Source organism: Microbacterium sp. LWH12-1.2, assembly GCF_040675825.1.
Classification (GTDB): domain Bacteria; phylum Actinomycetota; class Actinomycetes; order Actinomycetales; family Microbacteriaceae; genus Microbacterium.
This window is the reverse complement of the sequence record NZ_JBEGIJ010000001.1, coordinates 1,256,929-1,281,673: the sequence shown is the minus strand read 5'-3', so window position 1 is coordinate 1,281,673 and position 24,745 is coordinate 1,256,929. Positions and strand designations below refer to the sequence as shown.

The following is a 24,745-nucleotide window of genomic DNA, read 5'->3' as shown; positions in this document are numbered from 1 at the left end:
GGACATCAGCTCACCCGCACTCTCGGATCGAGGACCACCACGGCGATGTCGGCGAGGATGGCGCCGATGGCCGTCAGCAGAGCGCCGAATGCGGCGATCGCGACGGTGCCGTGGATGTCGTTGGTGTTCAGGGTCTCGAGGAAGTACTTCCCCATACCGTTCCAGTTGAAGATCGTCTCGGTCAGCACGGCTCCGGTGAAGATGAGCGGAATCGTGAACGCGACCTGCGTCGTCACCGGGATCAGCGAGGTGCGCAGTGCGTGCTTGCGGATCGCCTGCTGCTTGGTCAGGCCCTTGGCGCGCGCGGTGCGGACGTAATCGGCCTTGATGTTGTCCAGCAGAAGGGAACGCTGCAGGAAGTGGATTCCGGCGTATCCCGTGAGCACGAGACCCAGTGTCGGCAATGTGACGTGTTGGAGCACGTCGATGAGGACGGGGAAGAACCCTTCGACGCCTTGACTGGCCGAGCCGGTGACGTAGAAGACACGCACGCCGACGAGGTTGTTGAAGCCGATGGCGAGCAGGACGATGCCGAGACCGGCAACGACGACCGGGATGTTCATCGTGACGATCGACGTCGCCTGACCGATCCGGTCGGCGAGCTTGTACTGGCGAGAGGCCGTGTACACACCCAGCGCGATACCGAGGATCGTGGTGATGATCGTGGCGCCCAGTACGAGCTCAGCGCTGACCCACATGCGGTAGGCGACCTGCTCGTTGACCGACTGACCGGTCGGCCCCAGGCCCCAGTCCCAGCGCAGGACGATGGCGGTGATCCAGTTCCACCACCGCTCGATCAGCGGCACGGTCTCGCTGAGGTTTCGTGGCTCCAGGAGGGCAGCGATCTCATCGGCTGTCTTCGGGGGGCGGCGACCGACGTAGTTGTTCTCGGGATCGAGGAAGTTCCAGGCGAGGAAGTAGGTGATGTTCGTCGCGATGACGATCATCAGTACCCACCCCACGAGGCGGCGCAACAGAAACTTGATCAAGGTAATGATTCTTTCTCGTTTACAGACGCGCTCGGGATCTGCCGACGCAGCGCTGGGTCGGTTGCAATTCAAGCATCATCCGACGATCCACGCGACGCGCGATCGGCTCCTGACGTGTGACGGAGTCGTGACGCCTGCGGGATTCAGTGTCACGGAACCGTCTGGGGCAACCTCGGGAGACTATCACCGGTTCGGGCGAATCGAGGATTAGCATCGCCTGACCGTAGAATCGTGTGGACATGTCACCACGCGCTCTTACCTCCCTTCAGCCTGCCGCGACTCCGGCGACGCAGATCCGCAACTTCTGCATCATCGCCCACATCGATCACGGCAAGTCGACGCTCGCCGACCGTATGCTCGGCATCACCGGCGTGGTCTCGGATCGCGACATGCGGGCGCAGTATCTGGACCGCATGGACATCGAGCGCGAACGCGGCATCACCATCAAGAGCCAGGCCGTGCGCATGCCCTGGATGCTGAACGGTGAGACGTTCGCGCTGAACATGATCGACACCCCCGGTCACGTGGACTTCACCTATGAGGTCTCCCGCTCGCTCGCGGCCTGCGAAGGAGCGCTTCTCCTCGTCGACGCCGCGCAGGGTATCGAGGCTCAGACCCTCGCGAACCTCTATCTCGCGCTGGAGAACGATCTGCACATCATCCCGGTGCTGAACAAGATCGATCTGCCGGCGGCCGACCCCGAGAAGTACGCGAAGGAACTCGCGTCTCTGATCGGCGGTCGCCCGGAAGACGTGCTGCGAGTTTCCGGCAAGACCGGCCTCGGCGTGGAGGATCTGCTCGACCGCCTCGTGGAGCAGATCCCGGCGCCGAAGGGCGACCCGGACGCTCCTGCCCGCGCGATGATCTTCGACTCCGTCTATGACGCCTACCGCGGCGTCGTCACCTATGTCCGCATGATCGACGGCTCCCTGGAGCCGCGCGAGCGTATCCAGATGATGTCGACGCGGGCCACGCACGACCTCCTCGAAATCGGCGTGTCCAGCCCGGAACCCGTGCCCTCGAAGGGTCTCGGCGTCGGTGAGGTGGGCTACCTCATCACCGGCGTGAAGGACGTGCGCCTGTCGAAGGTCGGCGACACCGTCACGACGGCCAGGAAGCCGGCATCCGATGCCCTTCCCGGCTACACCGACCCGAAGCCGATGGTCTACTCCGGTCTGTACCCGATCGACGGCAGCGACTACAGCGAGCTGCGCGAGGCGCTGGACAAGCTCAAGCTCTCCGACGCTTCTCTTGTGTACGAGCCGGAGACCTCCGTGGCGCTCGGCTTCGGTTTCCGCTGCGGGTTCCTCGGGCTGCTGCACCTGGAGATCATCACCGAGCGACTGGCCCGCGAGTTCGACCTCGATCTCATCACCACGGCACCCAGCGTGATCTACGAAGTGACCACCGACATCGGTGAGAAGGTGATCGTCACCAACCCGAGCGAGTACCCGGACGGTCGTGTGGCCTCGGTCGCCGAACCGATGGTCAAGGCTGCGATCCTGCTGCCGAAGGACTATGTCGGTACCGTGATGGAGCTCTGCCAGACGCGCCGCGGCGCGCTGCTGGGCATGGAGTACTTCTCCGAGGAGCGCGTCGAGCTGCGATACATGATGCCGCTCGGTGAGATCGTCTTCGATTTCTTCGATCAGTTGAAGTCGAAGACGCAGGGGTACGCGAGCCTCGACTACGAGCCCGCCGGCCAGCAGGACGGCGACCTGGTCAAGGTCGATGTTCTGCTGCAGGGCGACAAGGTCGACGCGTTCAGCGCGATCGTGCACCGCGACAAGGCGTACGCCTACGGCACCCTGATGACGGAGCGGCTGCGCAAACTCATCCCACGCCAGAACTTCGAAGTCCCGATCCAGGCGGCGATCGGCGCGCGGATCATCGCCCGTGAGACGATTCGCGCCCTCCGCAAAGATGTCCTCGCCAAGTGCTACGGCGGTGACATCAGCCGCAAGCGCAAGCTGCTCGAGAAGCAGAAGGAGGGCAAGAAGCGCATGAAGATGGTCGGTCGTGTCGAGGTTCCGCAGGAGGCGTTCATCGCTGCTCTCTCCGGCGACGTCGACAGCAAGGACAAGAAGTAGATCTCCGCGGGATGTGACGTCCCGCGGCGCGTGGGGAGTGTTCGCCCAGGGAACGGGAAGTAGGCTGGAACTCATGCGGCGCGGGACTTTCCGAGACGACACGGTTGACTATGCGGCCGTGGGTGCGACCCACGCGCCCGATCTGATGCAGTACCCGCCGGAGCGCAGCATCCCCGCTGAGCAGTCCTGGCGGATCGGCAGTGGTGCAGAGCGATTCCAGTCCGCAGGTGAATCCCTGCTGACCTGGACGGCGCAGCGCGCGGCCGGACTGAGCATCGAAGACGTCCGCCCGGCGTCGGGTCCTGCCTATGCAGGCGTGAGCTTCGACGCCGAGGGCAACCCCGTCGCTCCGAGCAAGCGCGACGTCGAGCAGCGCTTCGACGCCGAGGGAACCCCGTTCGTCGGTCCGGGCATGACGCTTCGCCTGCACGGTCGGGTCTCGGGCATGCGGGCGGATGCCGAGCTGCGCGTGATCTCGGTGACCGAGGAACCGCGCCGCGTCGGCTTCGTGCTCGGCACGGTCGGCGGTTCGGTCGTCAGCGGCGAGGAGTCGTTCGACCTCGAGTGGCGCGAGGACAACGACGAGGTGTGGTTCACCGTGCGCGCGTTCGATGCGCCGAATGCTCTGCTCTACCGGACGGTGCCGGTTCTGGTGAAGCGCCGCCGCCGCGAGCTGTTCGCCCGCTACCTCCGGGCGATCTCCCCGCTGTACGCGACCCCCGTCTGATGGCACGCACTCTCTGATGGGCGCGTCGCTCCCGCTCGGCGATCCCGCGCCCACCGACGGTCGTCTGCCGAACGACCTCCCGATCGATCTGGCCGTGCCCTTCTCCGCGTACCTGCACATCCCGTTCTGCCGGGTGCGCTGCGGCTACTGCGACTTCAACACCTATACATCCGGTGAGCTGCGCGGAGCGCGGCAGGAGGACTACGCCTCGACGCTCGAGGCCGAGATCGCCCTGGCCCGAACCGTTCTCGGCGACGCCGGCGCCCTCCGACCGATGGACACGGTCTTCTTCGGCGGCGGCACCCCGACGCTGCTTCCGGCCGGGGATCTCGCCCGGATGCTGGGTGCCGCGGTCTCCGCGTTCGGGATCGTCGACGGTGCGGAGGTCACCGTCGAAGCCAACCCCGACACCGTGACGCCGTCCGTCGCCAGGACGCTGGCCGATGCCGGCGTGACTCGCCTGTCGATCGGCATGCAGTCCGCGGTGCCGCATGTGCTCGCCGCTCTGGACCGCACCCATGACCCGGAGAACGTGCGCACCGCCGTCGCCGCCGCCAAGGATGCGGGGCTGGCCGTGAGCGTCGATCTCATCTACGGAGCACCGGGGGAGTCGCTGGCCGACTGGGAGGCTTCTCTCGATGCGGCGCTCGCACTCGAGTCCGACCACATCTCGGCGTACGCGTTGATCATCGAGGACGGCACGAAGCTCGCTCGCCAGATCCGGCGCGGCGAGGTGCCGACGCCCGACGACGACGTGCAGGCCGACATGTACGAACTGGCGGACGCGCGGCTCGCCGCCGCCGGCTTCGATTGGTACGAGATCAGCAACTGGGCTCGCGATCCCGACCAGCGATCGCGTCACAACCTCGCCTACTGGCGGGGGAGCGACTGGTGGGGGTTCGGGCCGGGGGCGCACAGCCACGTCGCAGGGCTCCGCTGGTGGAATGTGAAGCACCCCGCCGCCTACGCGCAGCGGCTCGCGGCATACGAATCGCCGGCGGCCGGCACAGAGCGTCCCGGTGAACAGGCACGGATGCTGGAGCGGGTGCTGCTCGAGAGTCGATTGGCAGAAGGTTTCGCGGTGGCCGAACTGCCGCCAGCGAAGCGATCGCGCGTCGCAGGACTCATCGCAGACGGACTCGTCGATCCGGCATCCGCCCTGCGTGGTCGGGTGCGGCTGACGTTGCGCGGGCGGCTGCTGGCCGACGCGGTGGTCAGAGAACTCACCGACTAGGGCAGCAGGTCCATCGCCGTCGCGCGGCGCTGCACGACCGTCGTCGTCTCGGCGTCGAAAAGGCGGGTCTGGCGCTGTGCATCGAAAGCCGGCCAACCCGGATCGCCGGTCTTGATGAACCGAATCCATGCCGCGTGCATTTCTGCGGCGAGCTCCTGCGGCGCTTCAGGTCCGGCCATGCGCAGCGCCTCGTCATCGCCCAAACGGTCGAAGACGAACCCGAGTTCCAGTCCGTGCGCCGCGCGAAGATCGCGCACGGGACTCTGCCACGCGAACTCGTAGACGTACGTCGGCGCCTTCCGGGTGGACGCGAGCCTGCTCAGTGGCGCTCGGAGCATGCGGTCGGTCAGCAGCTGGCCGGCGATCTCGCCAGGGGAGGCCTGTGGCCAGTCTGCTCGGTAGGCGCTCACCGCGCGCCGCGGGATGCGCAGGGCCAAGCGCGCAACCAGGAGCTTGAGCTCAGTGATCCCGGCGAGGGCATCCGGTGTGAGCCACAGCCGGTACTCATCGGTGTTGGAGCCGATGAGAAGCGGAGTGTCGATCTCGCCGATCACCTCGTGGGGCGAGCGAGGAAGACTTTCCTCGTCGATCGCGAATTGGAACCCGGGTGCCCCGCGAAGCGGTGAAGAGCCCGCAGACAGTTGCCGGCGGATCTCGAGGAGACGCTCCGGCGCCACCGCGGCGAAGGACTTCCGATCAGAGCGGATTCCGAGCTGTTTCGCCATCTGCGCCGTGACCCTGCCGGCTTTGGCGAGTGTCTGCGCCTCGAGGGGAGCCGATTCGATGATCGCCCCGCTGATCATCTGACGGGTGTCCTCCCTGGCGAGGAGGCCGGCAACGAGCGCTCCGCCCGCCGATTCACCCATCGCGGTGATCCGGGCCGCGTCGCCACCGAAGGCTCCGATCTCACGGTGCACCCACTCGAGAGCCGCAGCGACGTCGCGCAGCCCCAGGTTGCGCGGCACGTCATCGAGCACCGAGAAGCCTTCGGCACCCAGCCGGTAATTGATCGAGACGAAGACGATGCCGGCGCGTGCGAACACAGAGCCGTCGTACAACGGAAGCGCTGCGGTGCCTCGTTCCAGGGCGCCACCGTGAATCCACAGCACGACGGGCGCCGCCACCGCGTCGTCCGGCGCCCAGACGTTCACCGTGAGGATGTCGTCTCCATCGATGCGCACGGAACCGAGAAGCTCACCGATCGCGCCCGGGTAGGGGAGCTGGGGAGCGGTGGCGCCGAAAGCGGTCGCCGAGCGCACACCGTTCCACGGTGCGGGGGGCTGCGGGGCACGGAAGCGATTCGCGCCGAAGGGAGCAGCTGCGTAGGGGATGCCCAGGAAGCGCCTGATGCCGTCCTCCGCAGAGCCCTGTACGGTGCCGGTGCTGATGGTGATCCGGGGGTCGGAGGTCATGATCGTCATCGTATTGCCCGTTCGCGTCGATGAGTTCCGGGCGGAAAGCGTCGCGCACAGGTAGAATTGGCACTCTGAGTATTCGAGTGCCAGCGAACATCGGCGAGACAACGGGAGGAGGCGACATGGTCACCGAGCGAGGACTGCAGGTTCTCCGCGCGATCGTGCAGGACTATGTCGAGACCCGCGAACCCGTCGGGAGCAGGTCGATCGTCGACCGGTACTCCTTCGGCGTCTCCGCGGCGACGATCCGCAACGACATGGCGCAGCTCGAGGACGAGGAGCTGATCGCCGCACCGCACACCTCCTCCGGGCGGGTGCCGACCGACAAGGGCTATCGCGTCTTCGTCAACCACCTCGCCCAGCTGCGACCGCTCTCGGTCGCCCAGCGCACGGCGATCGAGTCGTTCCTCGCTGCACCCGCCGATCTCGACGACCTCATGGCCCGCACCGTCCGCGTGCTCACACAGCTCACCGGTCAGGTCGCGCTCGCCCAGTATCCGTCGTTCGCGCGCGCGCACCTCACGCACCTCGAGCTCGTCGCCCTGGCGCCGAACCGTCTGCTCGTCGTGCTCGTGACCGATGCCGGTGGCGTATCCCAGCGGCTCGCGCCGCTTCCCGTCGACGTCGACGAAGCAGACATGGCGGTGCTGCGTGCGCGTCTTTCCGCCCTGATCACCGGTCGTGCGGTCAGTGATGCCGCAGACCGTCTGGGCGGACTGCTGGCGGCGGCGGACTCGAAGACGAAGGATGCCGCGCTGCACACTCTCGCGTCCGTCATCGTCGACGAACTGGGAGAGTTCCGCCAGGAGCGGCTGGTGATGGCGGGAGCGGCGACGCTGGCCCGTCGCGAGCAGGACTTCCGCGGCAGCATCCATCCGATCCTCGAGGCGATCGAGGAGCAGGTCACCCTGCTGCGGCTGATGAGCGAGATGGTGAGCGACGAGCACGGCCTCGCGACGAGCATCGGCACGGAGAATGCTCCGTTCGGACTCGGTGAGGCCTCGATCGTCGCCAGCAACTACGCCGCCCCCAGCGGAACGGCGAGAGTCGGCGTGATGGGGCCGACCCGCATGGACTATCCGAGCAACCTCGCGGCGGCACGGGCCGTGGCCCGCTACCTGTCGCGGCTGCTCGACGAAGACGAGGGAAGCCGCTGACGCGGCTCCCGCACGAACGAACGCGCGTACGCGGAAAGGTGATTGTGGCGGACCACTATGAGGTTCTCGGAGTTTCCCGGGACGCTTCCACTGACGAGATCAAGAAGGCCTACCGACGCTTGGCGAGGCAGCTGCACCCGGATGTGAATCCGGGCGAGGAAGCGTCGGAGCGCTTCAAGCTCGTCACCCATGCCTATGACGTGCTCAGCGACGACGACTCCCGTCGTCGCTACGACATGGGCGGCGGTGACGGCGCCGGCCAGAACTTCAGTGGCTTCGGCGGGTTCGGCGACATCTTCGAGCAGTTCTTCGGGGCGTCACAGGGTGGCGGGCGAAGCGCCCGGCCGCGGTCGCGCCGGGAGCGCGGCCAGGACGCACTGGTCCGAGTGACACTCGAGCTCGGCGACGTCGTGTTCGGTGCGCACCGCGACATCGAGGTCGACACCGCCGTGCTCTGCGAGACCTGCCAGGGCTCCTGCTGCCAGGAGGGCACTTCCCCGGTCACCTGCGACATCTGCGGCGGATCCGGTCACGTGCAGCGTCAGGTGCGCAGTCTCCTCGGCAACGTCGTCACCTCCGCCCCGTGCGGCAGCTGCGAAGGCTACGGCACCACGATCCCGTATCCGTGCGCGACCTGTGGCGGTCAGGGGCGCGTGCGCTCTCGTCGTACGGTCTCGCTGGACATCCCCTCCGGTGTCGAGACCGGCCTGCGTCTGCAGCTTCCCGGCTCCGGCGAGGTGGGCAAGGCGGGCGGTCCGAACGGTGACCTCTACGTCGAGGTGACCGTGTCGCCGCACGCCGCGTTCAGCCGCGACGGTGACGATCTGCTCGCGACGCTCGAAGTGTCGATGACCGACGCGATTCTCGGCACGGTGACCTCGATCGACGGCCTCGATGGCGTCGTCGATCTGGAGATCCGTCCCGGCGTGCAGGCGGGCGACGTGCTCACCATCAAGGGCCGCGGAGTCACGCCACTGCGCGGTAGCCAGCGCGGTGACCTTCGGGTGGGAGTGCAGGTCGTCACGCCGACGAAGCTGGACTCCGCTCAGCGCGCGCTGATCGAGGACTTCGCGAAGAAGTCGAAGGCACCGGCTCCGCAACTCGCGCAGTTCCAACAGGGTCTGTTCTCCAAGCTCCGCGATCGCTTCCGCACGCACTGACCGAAGGACTGAGCCATGGCGCTGCACTTCCTGCTCGAGTCGTCGTCGGATGCTTCGGTGGGCGACATCGTGTCGCTGACCGGTGCCGAGGCGAAGCATGCCGCCGTCGTGCGGAGGTTGCGGGTCGGTGAAACGGTGACGGTCGGCGACGGCTCCGGAGTCTGGCTCGCCGGGGTGGCCGAGGACGTGTCGCCGTCGCAGGTCGATGTGCGGATCTCGGAGCGCACGGAACACGCGGCGCCGAGCCCGAGGATCGTGCTCGTGCAGGCGTTGGCCAAGGGTGACCGCGATGAGTTGGCTGTGCAGGCCGCGTGCGAGCTCGGTGTCGACGAGATCGTGCCGTGGCAGGCCAGCCGCAGCGTCTCGCGGTGGGACGGGCCGAAGGCGATCAAGGGCCGGGAGCGTTGGGCCTCCATCGTGCGCGAGGCGGCGAAGCAGGCGCACCGCGCCTGGGTTCCGGAGGTGTCAGCGCCGGTGTCGACCGCGCAGCTCGTCGAGCGCGTGGCGGTGCAGCGGGTGCTGCTGCTCGATCCGACGGCCGAGGTCCGGCTGTCCGATCTCACGCCAGACGGCCGAGACATCGTGCTGGTCGTGGGACCGGAGGGCGGCATCTCCGACGAGGAGCTCCGCCGACTGGCGGATACCGGTGCCGAACGCGTGCTGCTCGGTGAGACCGTGCTGCGCACCTCGACCGCTGGCCCGGCGGCGATCGCTGTGCTGTCGGTGGCCCTCGATCGCTGGTGATGCCCCGATGGGCTCCGGCGCCCATGGCACACAGGCCCGCAAGTAAGCTGGAACCATGACGGAACCCTCGATCTTCACGCGCATCCTGAACGGGGAGATCCCCGGCGAGATCCTCGCCGAGACCGACCGCCTCTTCGCACTGCGCGACATCGCCCCGCAGGCCCCCGTGCACCTCCTGGTGATCCCGAAGACGCAGGAGTACCCGAATGTCGCCGAGCTGGCGGCCGCCGATCCCGCCTTGCTGGCCGAGCTCATTGCGTTCGCCGAGAAGCTCGCGGTCGAGCACACCGAGGACGGCGATTTCCGCCTCGTCTTCAACACCGGTGCGAACGCCGGTCAAACCGTCTTCCACGTCCACGCCCATGTGCTGGGCGGCGGACTGAGTGAGCGGAGCGTCGGTGCCTGACTCCCGAGAATCCGAGGTCGTGGAGCGGATCTACGCCGATGGCGTCGCCATGGTGCAGTTGCTCGGGCCGCAGGATCGGCTGCTGCGGATGCTCGAGAAGGAGCACCGTGATGTGCAGGTGCTGGTCCGCGGCAACGAGATCACCCTGACCGGCGATGCCGAGGCGGTCGCCAAGGCGAAGACCCTCGTCGACGAGCTGCTCGCGATGACGAAGGCAGGTCACGATCTCGTGCCCAGTGATGTCGAGAACTCCGCCAGAATGCTGCGCCACGAGGGCGGTCCTCGTCCGAGCGAGGTGCTCGGTGAGGCGATCCTGTCCACCAGGGGCAGGGTCATCCGACCCAAGACGCTCGGGCAGAAGGAGTACGTCGACGCGATCGAGGAGAACACGATCGTCTTCGGTATCGGCCCCGCCGGCACCGGGAAGACGTACCTCGCGATGGCAAAAGCCGTGCAGGCGCTTCAGCGCAAAGAGGTCACCCGGATCATCCTCACGCGCCCGGCCGTCGAGGCGGGGGAGCGTCTGGGGTTCCTCCCCGGAACGCTGAGCGACAAGATCGACCCGTACCTGCGACCTCTGTACGACGCGCTGAACGAGATGATGGACCCCGAGATCGTGCCGCGCCTGATGGCCACGGGCACGATCGAGGTCGCTCCGCTCGCGTACATGCGCGGGCGCACGCTGAACGACTCCTTCGTCGTGCTCGACGAAGCGCAGAACACCACGCCTGAGCAGATGAAGATGTTCCTCACCCGCCTCGGTTTCGGCACGAAGATGGTCGTCACGGGCGACATCACGCAGGTCGACCTCCCGCAGGGCGCGTCCGGACTGCGCCTCGTGACGCGGGTGCTGAACGACATCGAGGACATCCACTTCTCGCGACTCACCAGTGCCGACGTGGTGCGCCACTCCCTGGTCGGACGGATCGTCGACGCGTACAGCGAGTACGACGAGCAGCGAACCGCGCAGCGGTTCGAGCGCGAGCAGGCGACAGAGTTCGCGAACCGCGCAGAACGCCGCGGACCCCAGCGACCAGGACCCCGAGACCGGATGCCGAAACGAGGACTCTCATGATCGAGATCAATAACGAATCGGCCATCGTCGTCGACGAGACCGTGCTGCAGCGGCTCACGGACTTCAACTTGGCGCAGATGCACGTCAGCCCCGACGCCGAGGTGGCGATCGTGCTCGTCGACGAGGGCGCCATGGAAGCCCTGCACGTGCAGTGGATGGACGAGCCCGGCCCGACCGATGTGCTGAGCTTCCCGATGGATGAGCTGCGCCCTGGCACCGAGGACCGTCCGACCGCTCCCGGTCTGCTCGGCGATATCGTGCTGTGCCCGCAGGTCGCCGAGACGCAGGCGCAGGCCGCCGGCCACTCCCTGATGGACGAGCTGATTCTGCTGACCACGCACGGACTGCTGCACCTCCTCGGATTCGACCACGCCGAGCCCGACGAGGAGCGCGAGATGTTCGGACTGCAGAAGGAGCTCATCGTGGGCTTCGCTGCGGCCGAACGCCGACGATGACAGCCGGATTCCTGCTCGCCGGCGCCGTCCTGCTCGTCGCCTTCGGCGGCCTGATGGCGGCGATCGACGCCGCCTTCGGTGTGACGTCGCGTTCCGACCTCGAGGAGATGGGCGCCGACGGCCGCAATGCCCGCCAGTTGGCGAGGATCGCAGCCGACCCGGACGTCCACGTCAACGCGGTGGCGTTCATCCGCGTTCTCGCCGAGGTGACGGCCGCCGTGCTCGTCACCGTCGCCTTCACGAGCCTCTTCGACAACATCTGGTGGGCGATGCTCGCCGCTGCCGTGCTGATGACCGGAATCACCTTCGTTCTGGTCGGCGCCAGCCCGCGCACGTTCGGCCGACACCACTCCGATCGGATGCTGCGTGCCAACGCCCCGATCGTACGAGGACTGCGCATCCTCCTCGGTCCGCTCGCGCAGGGGCTTGTCGCCCTGGGAAACCGGGTGACCCCCGGTACCGGCCGCAGCTCCTTCACCTCGGAGGAGCAGCTGCTGAGCATGGTCGATGAGGCCGCATCCAACGACCTCATCGAGGCCGACGACCGGGACCTCATCCACTCGGTCTTCGACTTCACCGACCAGTTCGTCCGTGCCGTGATGGTCCCGCGCACCGAGATGGTGACCGTCGATGCCACCGCGTCGACCAGCGAGGCGATGGCGCTGTTCCTGAACCGCGGGGTGTCCCGGATGCCGGTCGTCGACGACGAGGCCGACGACGTCGTCGGGGTCCTCTATCTGAAGGACCTCGTGCAGTTCGCCTTCCGCGACGAGAACGCCTGGCGCACGGCATCCGTCCGCCCGATCGCTCGACCAGCGACCTTCGTGCCGGAGTCGATGCGCGCCGAGACCTTGCTGCAGCAGATGAAACGCGACGCCGTTCATGTGTGCCTCGTCATCGACGAGCACGGCGGCATCTCCGGGTTGGTGACTCTGGAAGATCTGATCGAAGAGCTGGTCGGAGAGATCGCAGACGAGTACGACCAGGTCTCAGCCGAGATCGTCGAACTGGGCGACGGACGGTACCGGGTCAGCGCGCGGCTCTCACTCGAAGACGTCGGCGACCTCTTCGGCCTGGAGCTCGAGGACGAAGACGTGGACTCGATCGGCGGACTGCTCGGCAAGGAGCTCGGCCAGGTGCCGCAGCCCGGCTCGACCGCGACGGTCGAGGGCTTGGAGCTCACCGGCGGCGCGTCGCGGGGACGTGGTCGCGGGATCGCGACCGTCTTCGTGGAACGCGCGGCCGGGAACGTGGAAGGAACGCATCATGAAGGAGAACGACGAGATGACTGAGCAGACGCGAAGCGGGTTCGTGACCTTCGTCGGCCGGCCCAATGTGGGCAAATCCACACTGACGAACGCCCTGGTCGGCGAGAAGATCGCGATCACCAGCGAGAAGCCGCAGACGACCAGACGGGCGATCCGCGGCATCGTGAATCGGCCCGAAGGGCAGCTCGTGATCGTCGACACCCCCGGCATCCACAAGCCGAGGACGCTCCTGGGCGAACGACTGAACAATCTCGTCGAGCAGGTTCTCGGCGATGTCGACGTCATCGGCTTCTGCGTTCCTGCCACCGAGAAGGTGGGTCCGGGTGACCGGCGGATCGCCGCTTCTCTGGACGGTTATGCACGGGCGAAGAAGATCGCGATCGTGACGAAGACGGATGCGGCCGGCCGCGACCAGATCACGGAACGCCTGATGGAGGTCGACGCCCTTCGCGAGGACTGGGACGCCGTGATCCCGCTGTCGGCGCTGACGCGCGACCAGCTGGAAGTGCTGTGCGATGAGGTTCTCTCCCTGATGCCGGTGGGGCCGGCGCTCTACGACGAGGGAATCACGACGGACGAGTCCGAAGAGGACCGGATCGCCGAGATCATTCGCGAAGCAGCTCTCGAGGGCGTGCGAGACGAATTGCCGCACTCGATCGCGGTCGTGATCGACGACATCGCGCCGCGCGAGAACAGCGACCTCACGGACGTGCATGCGCAGATCGTCGTCGAGCGCGACAGCCAGAAGGCCATCATCATCGGACACAAAGGGTCTCGGCTGGCGGATGTCGGCAAGCGCGCACGGGTGGGGATCGAGGAGCTGCTCGGCACCCGGGTCTTCCTGGGACTGCACGTGAAGGTCGCGAAGGAGTGGCAGCGCGACCCGAAGCAGCTCGGCAGACTCGGGTTCTGAGGTGGCGGCCCGAACCGCGCCGGCCGAGGTCGCACCCTCCTCGGCTCCCCGGGAATGAGCGGCGGAGGCCACGACCGGGAAACGCGCCGCAGTGAGATCTTCAACCGGATCTTCGACGAGCACTGGGCACCGGTCCGCCACCATATCGAGTGGATCGTCGACGACGATGCCGAGGTGTCCGAGGTGCTCTCGGAGGTGTTCCTGCTGGCATGGTCGCGACTTGATCCCGACCGGCCCATGGGACTGATCTGGCTGCTTCGTGCTGCGGACCGCAGGTTGCGGGGACGTGCGCGGCGCCCGCGCCCGCGGACGAAGTTGCTCGAGGTCGTGCACGAGGAGCTCGGCGGGGAACCGCACAGAATCGGGCCGGTGGGCCGAGCGGCCGTCCTGGACGCATTCACAGCCCTCAGCGCCCGCGAGCGGCGTATCATCATGCTCACATACTGGGATGGGTTGTCCGTGGGGGACATCGCCGAGATGCTGCGCCACCCGCACGCGGGAGTGAGCAGAACCTTGCGTCGGGCGCAGGAGAGGCTGCGCATCCGTCTGAACGCGGAGGGGGGACAGGATGAGTGAGAGCACTCTGCTCGATCGTATTCTGACTGACGCCGACCCCGCAGGAACGCCGCGGGACGCGAAACCGGATGCTGCCGCGCTCATGATGCGAGACCGGATCATGAGCGGCAAAGTCAGACAGAAGCACGCTCGGGCTGTCGGGCTGCGCTGGGCGACGGCAGTGGCCGGCGTCGCCGTCGCCGGCGTGGTCGCCTTCGCCGTCTTCAGTCCGCAGGGGCAGGCGATGGCGGGCGCCCCGCAGCCCCTGACCTTCGCGGATTCCGGTTCGGTGGAGCAGATCATGGATGACGCGCACGTGGCACTCACCGAAACCGAGGGCCCCGAAGCACCGGAGCGATTCGTCCGAGCGGCCTCGTGGGGATACGCGATCGACATGACGGCACAGGAGTCTGAGGTCGTTCCGCAACTGTCGATTCTGCGCTGGGAGGCGGACCTCTCCGGCCGGATGACGATCTTCGCAGGCCAGCCCTACGACCCCGACGACGCGGTGGCCAACACGCAGGCCGAGGTCTCGAGCAGCGGTGAGATCGTGAGCGACCTCATCATGGAACCGGGTCAATTCGGAACCCCGGTCGTCGATCCTCCCGGTTCTTCGGCCGAAGATATGGTCGCGATGCTCACCGCATTCGGCATGCCGAACGACCCCACAGCCGGTGAGGTCTCCCGATACCTCAGTGATGCCGTCGAGCAGTGGACCCTCACGAACGAGCAGCAGGGTCATCTCCTGGACGTGCTCGCCGCCGCCGAGGGAACGACCGCGCTCGGCGCGACGACGGACCGGCTCGGCCGACCTGTCGCCGGGATCAGCATGCCGTCGGCGAATGGCGCAGCGACCGAGGTCATCCTGATCTCCTTGGAGACGGGGCGGATCGTCGGCATGGAGACGACGAGCCTCGGAGGTGAGGACGACATGCTGCCCGCGGGGGCGATCATCGCCTACCGCCTGTGGGACGTGACAGAGGAGATAGTGCGATGAGGCGCTGGAGAACCATTGCGGGCGTGGCACTGGGCATGCTGATCGGTGCCATGGCGATGACGCCCGCTTTCGCGGAGGCCTCCCCGGACGGCGTCGATGCCGATCCGCAGATCGTCGAGATGATGGAAGCGGTTCCCGGCGGCGTCCTCATCGATGCCTATCACGCGGTCTGGCCGGAGCTGGATATGGAGATGACGGTTCCGAACGGGAGCATCAGATCGGCGCGCGCAGCGGTGGGACCCTGCGCAGACGGACGGGTCTGCGTGTTCAGCGGTCATTCCCTGAACGGCTCCTCGCTCAGCTGGGGCGTGTGCGGCGGCCAGACGATCCCGTCGAACTTCGTCGCGAAGTCGCTCGCGCACGCGCGAGCGTCAGGATCGACGCAGGCGCGGAACGGAACGACTCCGGTCGCGACCGCATACGCCGGAGGGTCGGCGAACATCTACGGCCCCGTCACGAACATCCGCTGCTTCCTCTGATGGCCTGGCGCTGGGTTGCCGCGAGCTGGGGGCCGCCCGAGCAGTGGGAGTTCGTCGAGTTCGACGTGCCGGCCCCGCGACAGGGAGAAGTGACGATCCGCGTGCACGCGGCCGGCGTCAATCCCGCCGACGCGAAGCACGTCGCCGTGCCGCGCCCCGGTGCCGAGCTGCCGGTTCCCATCGGCTACGAAGTGTCCGGCGTGATCGCCGCCGTAGGCCCGGAGACGGCGATCGGCTCGGGGCCTGTGCAGGTGGGCGATGAGGTCATCGCTTTCCGGGTTCGCGGGGGCTACGCCACCGCACTCACTGTGCCGGCCGAGAAGGTGTTCGCCAAGCCGACGACGATGACCCATCCGGAAGCGGCGAATCTCCTGCTGGCGGGCACCACCGCAGCGGAGATCCTCGCCGTCGCACGTGTCGTCGAGGGGGAGACGATCCTGCTGCACGGCGCCTCAGGGGCGGTCGGCGTCAGCGTGCTCCAGCAGGCGGCACTGCGCGGGATCCGCGTCATCGGCACGGCGAGCGAGGCTCGCGCGGACGAAGTGCGCCGTTTCGGCGGCGTTCCGACGCGGTACGGACGCGGGCTCGCGGAACGCGTGCGTGAGATAGCCACCGCGCCGATCTCGGCCGCGCTGGATGCCGTGGGCACCGATGAAGCCGTGAACGTCTCCCTCGAGCTCGTCACCGATCGCTCGCGGATCGTGACGATCGCGGCACCCGGCCGCGCCGCATCCGACGGCTTCCTTGCGATCGCCGGGTCGATGCCCGAAAGCGCGCGCTTCCGCGACCGCGCGCGGCCCAAGCTGATCGCCCTCGCCGAGAATGGTGATCTGGTGGTGCCGATGGCGCGCACCTTCCCGCTGGATCAGGCGCCACTCGCTCTGCAGGTGCTCGCTTAGGGGCATCCCGGCGGCAAGATCGCGCTGGTTCCCGCGCTCTAGTCGACCTCGCGCAGTTGCGATGCGACGATCACGACGCCATCGCCGAACTCCTTGTCGGCGGCCTGCTGCCAGGTCCCGTCATCCCAGGCGACATCGACCCAGACGTAGCCCTCACGAATCGAGAAGCCGAGTGCGTCGGTGCCGAGCCGGGCGGCAAGATCATCCTGGATGCGGGTGAGGTCGGCCTCCGAGGTCTTGCCCTCGACACCTCCGGTGGGGTCCTCTGGTGCGATCGGATCGAAGAGAGCCATCATGATCGGCTCGTCTGTGAGCGCGAGGCGCTCTCCGTCATAGATGCCGTAGACCGCGTAGGAACCCCATCGGGTGTCGCCGCTGGTCTCACTGCCGTCAAGGCCTTCCCAGGTCCAATCATCGAGTGGGATCCCGTCGCATTGTGGGGGATACGACTCCATGATCTGTCCATCACACAATTTGGCGTCGCCAGCGACATCGATCACCATGTTGACGCCGAGCACACGACCTTCCGGTGGAGCCGCCGGAGCGATGGCGCCGAGTCGCTCAGCCGCCGGATCGGCGGCAGAGCTTGTGGGAGCCGGCGAACCTCCGGGTGCGGAGGTGCACCCGGTTGCCAGCAGCAATCCGGCGAGGGCGGAGGACGTGAGAAGCAGGCGACGGCGCAAAGTGCTCATACCTCACAGTGTCACGTCGGCGTGGTTCGTCTCAGGCCGATGCGCGAACCATCCGGCGAGGACTGCTACCATGGCCGCATGCCTTTCGGCGGTCTGCTTCTTCTTAGCTGCCGCGACGAGTCCTCCAGCTAGGGCCTTCCTCGTCGCGGCGCTTGTGTTGGCCCGATCACTTTGACGAAGAGAAGAAGCCCCATCATGCAGAACACTCAGCGCCCGTCCACGATGCCGATCCACAAGTACCGGCCGTTCCACGAGCAGATCACCGTCCACCTGCCTGACCGCACCTGGCCGGACGCCCGCATCACGCAGGCTCCTCGCTGGTGCGCCGTTGACCTCCGCGACGGCAACCAGGCCCTCATCGACCCGATGTCGCCCGAGCGCAAGCGCGTCATGTTCGAGCTGCTCGTCAGCATGGGCTACAAGGAGATCGAGGTCGGATTCCCCTCCGCCAGCCAGACCGACTTCGATTTCGTCCGGCAGCTCATCGAAGAGAACCTGATTCCCGACGATGTCACGATCCAGGTGCTGACGCAGGCGCGCGAGCACCTCATCGAGCGCACCTACGAGTCGATCGCCGGGGCGAAGCAGGCGATCGTGCACCTGTACAACTCCACGAGCGTGCTGCAGCGCGAGGTCGTGTTCCGGACCGACAAGCAGGGCATCATCGACATCGCCCTGGAAGGCGCGCGGCTGTGCCGGAAGTTCGAGAAGACGATTCCTGACACGCAGGTGTACTACGAGTACTCGCCGGAGAGCTATACCGGAACCGAGCTCGAGTTCGCCGTCGACGTCTGCAACCAGGTGATCGAGGTCTTCGAGCCGACTCCGGACCGCAAGGTCATCATCAACCTGCCGGCCACGGTCGAGATGGCCACGCCGAACGTCTACGCCGACTCGATCGAGTGGATGAGCCGTCACCTGGCGCACCGTGAGAACGTGATCCTCTCCCTGCATCCGCACAACGATCGCGGCACCGCGATCGCCGCGGCCGAGCTCGGCTACATGGCCGGTGCCGACCGCATCGAGGGGTGCCTGTTCGGCAACGGCGAGCGCACCGGCAATGTCGACATCGTGGCTCTGGGGATCAACCTGTTCACGCAGGGGATCGACCCGCAGATCGACTTCAGCGACATCGACCAGGTCAAGCGCACGGTGGAGTACTGCAACCAGCTGCCCGTGCCCGAGCGCAGCCCGTGGGCGGGCGACCTGGTGTTCACCGCGTTCAGCGGATCGCATCAGGATGCCATCAAGAAGGGTTTCGAGGCGATGGCGGCCCGTGCCGCCGCCGAAGGCGTCACGGTCGACGAGATCGAGTGGGCAGTTCCGTACCTGCCGATCGACCCGAAGGACCTCGGTCGCTCCTACGAGGCCGTGATCCGCGTCAACTCGCAGTCCGGCAAGGGCGGCGTCGCCTACCTGCTGAAGGCGGATCACGCGATCGATCTGCCGCGCAAGCTCCAGATCGAGTTCTCCGGCGTCGTGCAGGCCAAGACCGATTCCGAGGGCGGCGAAGTCACCAGCGACGCGATCTGGTCGATCTTCAACGACGAGTACCTGCCCGCAGCGGATGCCGCCGCGAAGTGGGGCCGGTTCGAGCTGCTCGCCACGCAGACGCGCAGCGACATGTCGGGCGAGGTCGTGCTCGACGTCGTTCTCCGCGACGACGAGCAGCAGCTCGCCGTCGCCGGCTCGGGCAACGGCCCGGTCGCGGCGTTCGTCGAGGTGCTGCGGGCGCAGGGCTTCGACATCACCGTGTACGACTACGTCGAGCACGCGCTCAGCGCCGGCGGCGACGCGCAGGCGGCCGCCTACGTCGAACTGCAGGTCGGCGACCAGCGGCTCTGGGGTGTCGGCATCGACGGCGACATCTCGACGGCATCCCTCAAGGCGATCGTCTCGGGCGTGAACCGCTCGATCCGCACTCGCCAGCAGGAACTCGCCGCCGTCTGACGCCTACGGCTTGACGATCGGAATGGTGCCCGTCTCTGCCGCCACCTTGCGGCGGTAGAGACGGCGCTGCTCCGGGAGCGAGAGATCGAAGGCGACCGCCAGCACGCGGATGATCGCGGTCACCACGATCCCGATCACCCCGGCCACGGCGAGGTTCACGCCGACCGCGTTCGCGATCACGATCACGGTGCATCCGGCGGCCGCGGCCACCGCATACAGCGATCCGACATGCATGATCGCGACCGGCAGCCCCATGATGACGTCGCGCAGGACGCTGCCTCCGACGGCGGCGCACACGCCGATGAAGACCGCAGGCACCGGGGGAACCCCCAGCCCCAGTGCCTTGCTGGTGCCAAAAGCACCGAACATTCCGATGACGACGGCATCGAGACCCACGATGATCGCGTTGGCTCGGTTCAGAAGACCGGCCAGAAGCATGCCGATGATGGCGGCGCCGCCGGCGGTGACCAGATACCAGTTGTTCTGGAGCGTCGCCGGCGGCTGCCCCAGCAGCAGGTCGCGGATGAGACCGCCGCCCATACCGATGAGGATGCCGATGATCGACACGCCGAGCAGATCCAGGCGTCGCTGACCCTGGAAGCCGGAGGCGAACATCGCGCCCTGGATGCCGCCAAGGCCGACGCCGAGGAGATCCGCCCAGAGGGGAATGAAGAACTGCGGTTCGGTCACCCGTCTATTCTCCCGCACGGAGGATAATCGAAAGGTGCCCACCTATCGAGACGAAGCGGTGATTCTGCGCACTCACAAGCTGGGTGAGGCCGATCGCATCGTCACCATGCTCTCGCGTCGTCACGGCAAAGTCCGCGCGGTCGCCAAGGGTGTGAGACGCACGTCGTCGAAATTCGGTTCTCGCCTGGAGCCGTTCATGGTGGCCGATGTGCAGCTGTACCAGGGCCGTTCTCTCGACATCGTGCAGCAGGCGGAATCACTGGGGTCGTACGGCACCGAGATCGCCGCCCACTACGAGCGCTTCACATCAGCCAGTGCGATGGTGGAGACCGCCGATCGCCTCAGCGACTCGGAGGCGACGCCGGATCAGTATCTGCTGCTCGTCGGCGGGCTGCGCGCATTGTCGCGTGGCGAGCATGCGCCCCGCAGCATCCTGGATTCCTACCTGCTGCGGGTGATGGCACTCTCCGGCTGGGCGCCGTCGCTCGAAGATTGCGCTCGATGCGCGGCGCGCGGTCCGCACACGACGTTCGTCGGCCAGCTCGGCGGACTCGTCTGCGTGGACTGCGCCCCGGCGGGCAGCCCACGCATCGCCGAGGCGACTCTTTCGCTTCTGCGCTCGCTGATGGCGGGGGAGTGGGATGCGGTCGACGCGGCGTCGCCTGTCGCCACCGCCTCCGCATCCGGCCTGATCGCGGCATACGCGCAGTGGCATCTCGAGCGCGGTATCCGCTCGCTCGCCCACATCTCCGTTCCGCCACGGGAAGGACCCCGGTGACCCCGAAGCCGTACACCCACAAGGACGCCGTGGCGTATCGCCCGCTGGACTGGACCGGTATCCAGCCCCCGGTCTTCCCGGCCGTTCCGGAACATGTCGCCATCGTCATGGACGGCAACGGCCGCTGGGCGAATCGGCGGGGCCTCAGCCGTGTCGAAGGTCACAAGGCCGGCGAGGAGGTGCTGCTCGACGTCGTCGCGGGCGCGATCCAGGCGGGCGTCAAGCATCTGTCGGTGTACGCCTTCTCGACCGAGAACTGGGCGCGCTCCCCTGAGGAGGTGCGCTTCCTGATGGGGTACAACCGCGACGTGCTGCACCGCCGCCGCGATCAGCTCAACGAGTGGGGGGTGCGCGTGCGCTGGGCCGGGCGCAAGCCTCGGCTCTGGGGCAGCGTCATCAAGGAACTGCAGCACGCCGAGCAGCTCACCCGTGGCAATGACGTCCTCACTCTGACCATGTGTGTGAATTACGGCGGCCGGGTCGAGCTCGTCGACGCGATGCGTGCGCTGGCATCCGAGGTCGCGGCGGGGCGGCTGAAGCCGAACGCGATCACCGAGAAGATGATCCGCCGGAACCTGTACGTGCCGGACATGCCGGACGTCGACCTGTTCCTGCGCAGCTCGGGGGAGCAGCGCACCTCGAACTTCCTGCTGTGGGAATCGGCATATGCCGAGATGGTGTTCCTTGACACCCTCTGGCCGGACTTCTCCCGCGAAGAGCTGTGGCGCGCGATCGGGATCTATCTCTCGCGTGACCGCCGCTTCGGGGGCGCGGTGGATGCTCCAGGCTCCGCCTGAACCATCAACCACTTCTCGGTCTCGCGGGGGTGCGTCAGCCGCACGATCGTGAGGTGCGGGAACGCATCTGTGACCGTGGGCATGCGCTCGGTCCAGTGCCGGAGGGTCTTCGTCTGCCAGGCGAGGATGTTCTGATCAGGGTCTCTGGTCATGAGCAGCTTCCAGATCGGCTTCTCCACGTTGCCGTTGTACATCCGGGTGCGCAGGATGCTGCGACCGAGCGTGCGGCGTATCAGCCGAGAGCGCACGACCGGATACGGGTAGTCGAGCCAGATCACGAGTTGCGCGCGCGGGGTCATGATCTCGTCCGTGCCCTTGCTCGTGTACTGCCACTCGGTGATCCAGCGCTCGGTCGCCGCGAACGCACCGACGTCATCGAGGAAATCCGGTCGAGGTGTCCAATGCGGGCCGTGGAACAGCGCATCGATCTCGACGTGGCGGAGGCCCCACGCCTTGCCTATCCGGGCAGCGAGAGTCGTCTTCCCTGAGCCGGTGACGCCGGCGATGAGCACGCGCTGCGGCCGAAACGGCAGAGGATCAGCGGCGGAGAGCATCCGGGAACTCATGATCGCGGAAGTCTCAGCCAGGCCTCGGTCTCGCGCGGGTGACGGAGGCGCACGATCGTGAGGTGCGGGAAGTCGGCCTGGATCGCAGGCATTCGCTGGGCCCACTTGTCGCGGGTGTTCTTCTGCCAAACGAGGATGTTCTCTTCCCCGCGGATGGTCAGCGCCTGGAGAAGATTCGGTTCCCTGTTGCCGTTCCAGAGTCTCGTCCGGAACACCCGGCGCTTCAACGTCCTGCCGACGAGCCGCCGACGCACCAACGGGTACGGGTAGTCGAGCCACAGCACCAGCTGAGCGCGTGGCGCGAGGATCGCGTCCGTGCCCTTACTCGTGTACTGCCATTCGGTGACCCACCGTTCCTCAGCGGCGAAGGCGCGGACGTCATCGAGGAACTCCGGTCGGGGTGTCCAGTTCCGACCGTGGAAGAGGGCGTCGATCTCGACGTGTCGGAGCCCCCATACCTTGTCGATGCGCGACGCAAGCGTCGTCTTCCCCGAGCCCGTGATACCGGCGATCAGTACCCGCTCCGGCCGGAACGGCAGGGGATCATCGGCGGAGAGCATCCGAAAATCTTATCGGCGGAATAGCCCATAGGTGCATGCGGTTGGATGAAGACGTGACTGAACCCATCTCCATCGACATCTGGTCCGACATCGCCTGCCCGTGGTGCTACATCGGCAAGCGCAACCTCGAGACCGGTCTCGCCGCGGTCGCCGCCGACGAGGATGCCCCTGAGGTGAAGGTGACCTTCCACTCCTTCGAACTCTCCCCGGACACTCCGGTCGACTTCGACGGCGACGAGGTCGACTTCCTTGCCGGCCACAAGGGCATGCCCAGGGACCAGGTCGAGCAGATGCTCGCCCATGTCACGGGTGTCGCCGAGGCTGCTGGCCTCGGGTACCGCTTCGATCTCCTCCAGCACACGAACACCGTCAAAGCGCACGAGCTGCTCCACTTCGCGAAGGCGCAGGGGCTCCAGCACGAGATGGAGGAGCGGCTCATGTCCGCCTACTTCACCGAGGGCAAGCACGTCGGACGCATCGATGATCTCGTGGAACTCGCTGCCGAGGTCGGCCTCGATGCCGACGAGGCGCGTGAAGCGCTGCAGACCGCCAGGTACCTGCCGGCCGTGCGTCAGGACCAGGAGCAGGCCCGTGCCTACGGCATCCAGGGCGTGCCGTTCTTCGTGATCGACGGTCAGTACGGCATCAGCGGGGCACAGCCCCCTGCTGCGTTCGAGAATGTACTCCGCGACCTCTGGGCGAAGCGGGGAGCGCCCGTCGAGGCCTGAGTCGTCGCTACGACGAGACACGGCGGGGCCCCGGCATCGGGGCCCCGCCGTTCCGTTTCGACCGGTGCCGGTCAGATCTGCTCCTGCCTGGGGGCGAGCGGCAGCGGCTCCATGGGCTGGTCGTTCGCGGTCAGATCGATGCCGAGATCGCGCGCGTAGACGACGCGGGTTGCGATCGATACCTCGTCGCCGACCTCGGTGAGCTCGAACACGCGGCCTCCACGCATGCGGTTGCGCTCGTCTCCGGACAAGCCGTACGCGCCGAAGCCGGTTCCGGGCGCATAGCCGAGCTTGACGCCGTAATAGTCGCCCACGTAGTCGTTGACGTGATCATGGCCCACGAAGACGCCCTTCACATCGCCACGCTCGAGGATCGCGTTGAAGAGCCCCGAGTTGAACGGACCGGGGCACTCGTCCTCGTTCCGCTCGCCGACGATGCCGTGACGGTCCCTGCCGCGCGCGGCGTCGGCTTCCGTCCGGGTGTCGACGCCGCCCCACCACATGAAGCGGTGCTCCCACAGCGCGATGTGGATGAACATGAGGCCGGGCACCTTCTGGCCGCGGCGCTGCTCGAGCCGCTGCGACTGCTCGCGATACCAGGCGACCTGATCCATGCGCAGCCAGTCCCAGGTGGGACAACCGGTGAAGTCCTGTCCGTTGATCGCATCCGGCGCATAGCGACCCGAGTCCAGCAACCACAGCGAGAACGCCTCGCGATTCTTCTTCCGGGACGACGAGATCGGAACGATCGTGTTGCTGGTGCCCGTCAGTCCTCGGGCATTGTCAGCGTTCATGTTGAACTCGTAAGAGCGGTAGATCTGGAGCATCCCTGCCTCGTCGACGCCCGACTCCGGCAGCGAGTCCTCGTCGTGGTTGCCGTACGTGACCGCCCACGGGATCCGCCGGGACTCCATCGGCCACACGACGTTGTTGATCGCCTGCTTGACAGCGAGTCGAGTCTCGCAGCCGCTCGAGATCACATCTCCGTTGATGACCACGAAGTCCGGCTTCTCCTGGTCGAGCACCTTCTCGATGAGTTCGACCGTGCGGCGGTCGGTCTGCTCGTCGTCCTGCGTGTCGTTGAACTGCACCACCTTGAATGTCCCGCCGGCGCGGAAGCGCAGCCGCGGACCGTTCGGACGTGGACTTCCCGAGGCGGAAGTCGCGGCGGTCGCGGGATCGGACGGCGGCGCGGTCTCCGCGTGCGCGGCGCCGATCGGCAGCGCGGCGCCCAGAGCGCCGAGCGCTCCCGCGGTGATCACTGTGCGTCGGCTCATCGGCATTCGGTCGGGCATTGCTGGGCTCCTTCGTCTACGGCGGGTTTCGCCGCGGTGAGACTAAGGAGGGCAGATGGCGTGAGGCTGACGCGCAGATGAACGGGGCAGCGGAATCACCTGTGGATGAGCGGGGAGCGCAAATGA

At 67.0% G+C, this 24,745-nt stretch carries 26 protein-coding genes; 19 read left to right on the top strand and 7 right to left on the bottom strand.

Going from position 1 to position 24,745, the window contains the following annotated elements; all coding sequences use genetic code 11:
- Positions 1 to 5: 5 nt before the first annotated feature.
- Entirely contained in the window at positions 6 to 989 is a 984-nt protein-coding gene (locus MRBLWH12_RS06130; RefSeq protein ID WP_341974485.1) for an ABC transporter permease, read from the bottom strand.
- A gap of 239 nt (positions 990 to 1,228) precedes the next feature.
- Here MRBLWH12_RS06130 and lepA point away from each other — a divergent pair, with 239 nt between their 5' ends.
- The 3 genes from lepA to hemW all read left to right on the top strand — a co-directional run bounded on the left by lepA (position 1,229) and on the right by hemW (position 5,040).
- Positions 1,229 to 3,079, top strand: coding sequence for a translation elongation factor 4 (lepA, locus tag MRBLWH12_RS06125; protein ID WP_341974486.1), 1,851 nt, complete (start codon positions 1,229 to 1,231; stop codon positions 3,077 to 3,079).
- A 73-nt stretch (positions 3,080 to 3,152) separates the two neighbouring features.
- A complete protein-coding gene (locus tag MRBLWH12_RS06120) occupies positions 3,153 to 3,806 on the top strand; it encodes a DUF1990 family protein (protein WP_341974487.1) in 654 nt (217 codons plus the stop codon).
- Between the two features lie 16 nt (positions 3,807 to 3,822).
- The gene (gene hemW / locus MRBLWH12_RS06115; protein ID WP_363547201.1) at positions 3,823 to 5,040 is read left to right on the top strand and encodes a radical SAM family heme chaperone HemW; all 1,218 of its coding nucleotides are present in this window, start codon (positions 3,823 to 3,825) and stop codon (positions 5,038 to 5,040) included.
- On the opposite strand, the gene MRBLWH12_RS06110 is transcribed toward hemW, so the two are convergent.
- On the bottom strand, positions 5,037 to 6,452 hold the full coding sequence (locus MRBLWH12_RS06110) for a carboxylesterase/lipase family protein (RefSeq protein ID WP_363547198.1): 1,416 nt from the start codon (positions 6,450 to 6,452) through the stop codon (positions 5,037 to 5,039). The two genes, hemW and MRBLWH12_RS06110, sit on opposite strands and share 4 nt — an antisense overlap.
- A 125-nt stretch (positions 6,453 to 6,577) precedes the next feature.
- Between MRBLWH12_RS06110 and hrcA the strand changes: the two genes are divergently transcribed.
- Genes hrcA through MRBLWH12_RS06050 form a run of 12 tightly spaced genes read left to right on the top strand, consistent with a single transcriptional unit; the run spans position 6,578 to position 16,563 of the window.
- On the top strand, positions 6,578 to 7,612 hold the full coding sequence (gene hrcA, locus MRBLWH12_RS06105) for a heat-inducible transcriptional repressor HrcA (RefSeq protein ID WP_341974490.1): 1,035 nt from the start codon (positions 6,578 to 6,580) through the stop codon (positions 7,610 to 7,612).
- 44 nt (positions 7,613 to 7,656) lie between these two features.
- Positions 7,657 to 8,772, top strand: coding sequence for a molecular chaperone DnaJ (gene dnaJ / locus MRBLWH12_RS06100; protein WP_363547195.1), 1,116 nt, complete (start codon positions 7,657 to 7,659; stop codon positions 8,770 to 8,772).
- Between the two features lie 15 nt (positions 8,773 to 8,787).
- Entirely contained in the window at positions 8,788 to 9,516 is a 729-nt protein-coding gene (locus MRBLWH12_RS06095) for a 16S rRNA (uracil(1498)-N(3))-methyltransferase (RefSeq protein WP_363547192.1), read from the top strand.
- Between the two features lie 55 nt (positions 9,517 to 9,571).
- Positions 9,572 to 9,922, top strand: coding sequence for an HIT domain-containing protein (locus tag MRBLWH12_RS06090; RefSeq protein ID WP_341974493.1), 351 nt, complete (start codon positions 9,572 to 9,574; stop codon positions 9,920 to 9,922).
- A gap of 49 nt (positions 9,923 to 9,971) precedes the next feature.
- Positions 9,972 to 10,997: a PhoH family protein gene (locus MRBLWH12_RS06085; RefSeq protein ID WP_363551310.1), complete on the top strand. Its 1,026-nt coding sequence runs from the start codon at positions 9,972 to 9,974 to the stop codon at positions 10,995 to 10,997.
- Entirely contained in the window at positions 10,994 to 11,452 is a 459-nt protein-coding gene (gene ybeY, locus MRBLWH12_RS06080) for an rRNA maturation RNase YbeY (protein ID WP_341974494.1), read from the top strand. The genes MRBLWH12_RS06085 and ybeY overlap by 4 nt, the downstream gene beginning before the upstream one ends.
- Entirely contained in the window at positions 11,449 to 12,744 is a 1,296-nt protein-coding gene (locus MRBLWH12_RS06075; protein WP_341974495.1) for a hemolysin family protein, read from the top strand. The genes ybeY and MRBLWH12_RS06075 overlap by 4 nt, the downstream gene beginning before the upstream one ends.
- Complete coding sequence (era, locus tag MRBLWH12_RS06070; RefSeq protein WP_363547188.1) at positions 12,737 to 13,633, top strand: GTPase Era; 897 nt, start codon at positions 12,737 to 12,739, stop codon at positions 13,631 to 13,633. The genes MRBLWH12_RS06075 and era overlap by 8 nt, the downstream gene beginning before the upstream one ends.
- Positions 13,634 to 13,687: 54 nt before the next feature.
- Positions 13,688 to 14,209 carry a sigma-70 family RNA polymerase sigma factor gene (locus MRBLWH12_RS06065; protein WP_363547185.1) on the top strand — a complete coding sequence of 174 codons (522 nt, stop codon included), beginning with the start codon at positions 13,688 to 13,690 and terminating at the stop codon, positions 14,207 to 14,209.
- Positions 14,202 to 15,185: a hypothetical protein gene (locus MRBLWH12_RS06060; protein ID WP_363547183.1), complete on the top strand. Its 984-nt coding sequence runs from the start codon at positions 14,202 to 14,204 to the stop codon at positions 15,183 to 15,185. The genes MRBLWH12_RS06065 and MRBLWH12_RS06060 overlap by 8 nt, the downstream gene beginning before the upstream one ends.
- A gap of 23 nt (positions 15,186 to 15,208) precedes the next feature.
- On the top strand, positions 15,209 to 15,664 hold the full coding sequence (locus tag MRBLWH12_RS06055; RefSeq protein ID WP_363547180.1) for a hypothetical protein: 456 nt from the start codon (positions 15,209 to 15,211) through the stop codon (positions 15,662 to 15,664).
- Positions 15,664 to 16,563 carry an NADP-dependent oxidoreductase gene (locus MRBLWH12_RS06050; protein ID WP_363547177.1) on the top strand — a complete coding sequence of 300 codons (900 nt, stop codon included), beginning with the start codon at positions 15,664 to 15,666 and terminating at the stop codon, positions 16,561 to 16,563. Before MRBLWH12_RS06055 ends, MRBLWH12_RS06050 begins: the two co-directional genes overlap by 1 nt.
- 38 nt (positions 16,564 to 16,601) lie before the next feature.
- Here the strand turns inward: MRBLWH12_RS06050 and MRBLWH12_RS06045 are convergent, their stop codons facing one another.
- Positions 16,602 to 17,255 (bottom strand): hypothetical protein, encoded by a 654-nt coding sequence (locus MRBLWH12_RS06045; protein ID WP_363547174.1) that lies wholly within the window; start codon positions 17,253 to 17,255, stop codon positions 16,602 to 16,604.
- 195 nt (positions 17,256 to 17,450) lie between these two features.
- On the opposite strand from MRBLWH12_RS06045, the gene leuA reads away from it, so the two are divergent.
- Positions 17,451 to 19,205 (top strand): 2-isopropylmalate synthase, encoded by a 1,755-nt coding sequence (leuA, locus tag MRBLWH12_RS06040; protein WP_341974502.1) that lies wholly within the window; start codon positions 17,451 to 17,453, stop codon positions 19,203 to 19,205.
- Positions 19,206 to 19,208: 3 nt separating this feature from the next.
- On the opposite strand, the gene MRBLWH12_RS06035 is transcribed toward leuA, so the two are convergent.
- Positions 19,209 to 19,895, bottom strand: coding sequence for a trimeric intracellular cation channel family protein (locus MRBLWH12_RS06035; protein WP_341974504.1), 687 nt, complete (start codon positions 19,893 to 19,895; stop codon positions 19,209 to 19,211).
- Positions 19,896 to 19,929: 34 nt separating this feature from the next.
- On the opposite strand from MRBLWH12_RS06035, the gene recO reads away from it, so the two are divergent.
- Together recO and MRBLWH12_RS06025 are read left to right on the top strand one after the other, a co-directional pair.
- Complete coding sequence (recO, locus tag MRBLWH12_RS06030; RefSeq protein ID WP_341978401.1) at positions 19,930 to 20,673, top strand: DNA repair protein RecO; 744 nt, start codon at positions 19,930 to 19,932, stop codon at positions 20,671 to 20,673.
- Positions 20,670 to 21,470 (top strand): isoprenyl transferase, encoded by an 801-nt coding sequence (locus tag MRBLWH12_RS06025; protein WP_363547169.1) that lies wholly within the window; start codon positions 20,670 to 20,672, stop codon positions 21,468 to 21,470. The genes recO and MRBLWH12_RS06025 overlap by 4 nt, the downstream gene beginning before the upstream one ends.
- Here the strand turns inward: MRBLWH12_RS06025 and MRBLWH12_RS06020 are convergent.
- Both MRBLWH12_RS06020 and MRBLWH12_RS06015 read right to left on the bottom strand, forming a co-directional pair.
- Positions 21,413 to 22,036, bottom strand: coding sequence for an AAA family ATPase (locus tag MRBLWH12_RS06020; protein WP_363547165.1), 624 nt, complete (start codon positions 22,034 to 22,036; stop codon positions 21,413 to 21,415). The two genes, MRBLWH12_RS06025 and MRBLWH12_RS06020, sit on opposite strands and share 58 nt — an antisense overlap.
- The gene (locus MRBLWH12_RS06015; RefSeq protein WP_363547162.1) at positions 22,033 to 22,596 is read right to left on the bottom strand and encodes an AAA family ATPase; all 564 of its coding nucleotides are present in this window, start codon (positions 22,594 to 22,596) and stop codon (positions 22,033 to 22,035) included. Before MRBLWH12_RS06015 ends, MRBLWH12_RS06020 begins: the two co-directional genes overlap by 4 nt.
- A gap of 53 nt (positions 22,597 to 22,649) precedes the next feature.
- Between MRBLWH12_RS06015 and MRBLWH12_RS06010 the strand changes: the two genes are divergently transcribed.
- Positions 22,650 to 23,324, top strand: coding sequence for a DsbA family oxidoreductase (locus MRBLWH12_RS06010; protein ID WP_363547159.1), 675 nt, complete (start codon positions 22,650 to 22,652; stop codon positions 23,322 to 23,324).
- A 71-nt stretch (positions 23,325 to 23,395) separates the two neighbouring features.
- Here the strand turns inward: MRBLWH12_RS06010 and MRBLWH12_RS06005 are convergent, their stop codons facing one another.
- Complete coding sequence (locus tag MRBLWH12_RS06005) at positions 23,396 to 24,619, bottom strand: metallophosphoesterase family protein (protein WP_363547156.1); 1,224 nt, start codon at positions 24,617 to 24,619, stop codon at positions 23,396 to 23,398.
- Positions 24,620 to 24,745 lie beyond the last annotated feature (126 nt).

What these genes read in the sequence shown, in the direction of transcription:
- lepA (WP_341974486.1), top strand. Translation starts at nt 1,229, where the DNA reads ATGTCACCACGCGCTCTTACCTCCCTTCAGCCTGCCGCGACTCCGGCG.
- MRBLWH12_RS06120 (WP_341974487.1), top strand. Translation starts at nt 3,153, where the DNA reads ATGCGGCGCGGGACTTTCCGAGACGACACGGTTGACTATGCGGCCGTG.
- hemW (WP_363547201.1), top strand. Translation starts at nt 3,823, where the DNA reads ATGGGCGCGTCGCTCCCGCTCGGCGATCCCGCGCCCACCGACGGTCGT.
- MRBLWH12_RS06110 (WP_363547198.1), bottom strand. Translation starts at nt 6,452, where the DNA reads ATGACCTCCGACCCCCGGATCACCATCAGCACCGGCACCGTACAGGGC.
- hrcA (WP_341974490.1), top strand. Translation starts at nt 6,578, where the DNA reads ATGGTCACCGAGCGAGGACTGCAGGTTCTCCGCGCGATCGTGCAGGAC.
- MRBLWH12_RS06095 (WP_363547192.1), top strand. Translation starts at nt 8,788, where the DNA reads ATGGCGCTGCACTTCCTGCTCGAGTCGTCGTCGGATGCTTCGGTGGGC.
- MRBLWH12_RS06090 (WP_341974493.1), top strand. Translation starts at nt 9,572, where the DNA reads ATGACGGAACCCTCGATCTTCACGCGCATCCTGAACGGGGAGATCCCC.
- MRBLWH12_RS06085 (WP_363551310.1), top strand. Translation starts at nt 9,972, where the DNA reads ATGGTGCAGTTGCTCGGGCCGCAGGATCGGCTGCTGCGGATGCTCGAG.
- ybeY (WP_341974494.1), top strand. Translation starts at nt 10,994, where the DNA reads ATGATCGAGATCAATAACGAATCGGCCATCGTCGTCGACGAGACCGTG.
- MRBLWH12_RS06075 (WP_341974495.1), top strand. Translation starts at nt 11,449, where the DNA reads ATGACAGCCGGATTCCTGCTCGCCGGCGCCGTCCTGCTCGTCGCCTTC.
- era (WP_363547188.1), top strand. Translation starts at nt 12,737, where the DNA reads ATGACTGAGCAGACGCGAAGCGGGTTCGTGACCTTCGTCGGCCGGCCC.
- MRBLWH12_RS06065 (WP_363547185.1), top strand. Translation starts at nt 13,688, where the DNA reads ATGAGCGGCGGAGGCCACGACCGGGAAACGCGCCGCAGTGAGATCTTC.
- MRBLWH12_RS06060 (WP_363547183.1), top strand. Translation starts at nt 14,202, where the DNA reads ATGAGTGAGAGCACTCTGCTCGATCGTATTCTGACTGACGCCGACCCC.
- MRBLWH12_RS06050 (WP_363547177.1), top strand. Translation starts at nt 15,664, where the DNA reads ATGGCCTGGCGCTGGGTTGCCGCGAGCTGGGGGCCGCCCGAGCAGTGG.
- MRBLWH12_RS06045 (WP_363547174.1), bottom strand. Translation starts at nt 17,255, where the DNA reads ATGAGCACTTTGCGCCGTCGCCTGCTTCTCACGTCCTCCGCCCTCGCC.
- leuA (WP_341974502.1), top strand. Translation starts at nt 17,451, where the DNA reads ATGCAGAACACTCAGCGCCCGTCCACGATGCCGATCCACAAGTACCGG.
- MRBLWH12_RS06020 (WP_363547165.1), bottom strand. Translation starts at nt 22,036, where the DNA reads ATGAGTTCCCGGATGCTCTCCGCCGCTGATCCTCTGCCGTTTCGGCCG.
- MRBLWH12_RS06015 (WP_363547162.1), bottom strand. Translation starts at nt 22,596, where the DNA reads ATGCTCTCCGCCGATGATCCCCTGCCGTTCCGGCCGGAGCGGGTACTG.
- MRBLWH12_RS06005 (WP_363547156.1), bottom strand. Translation starts at nt 24,619, where the DNA reads ATGCCCGACCGAATGCCGATGAGCCGACGCACAGTGATCACCGCGGGA.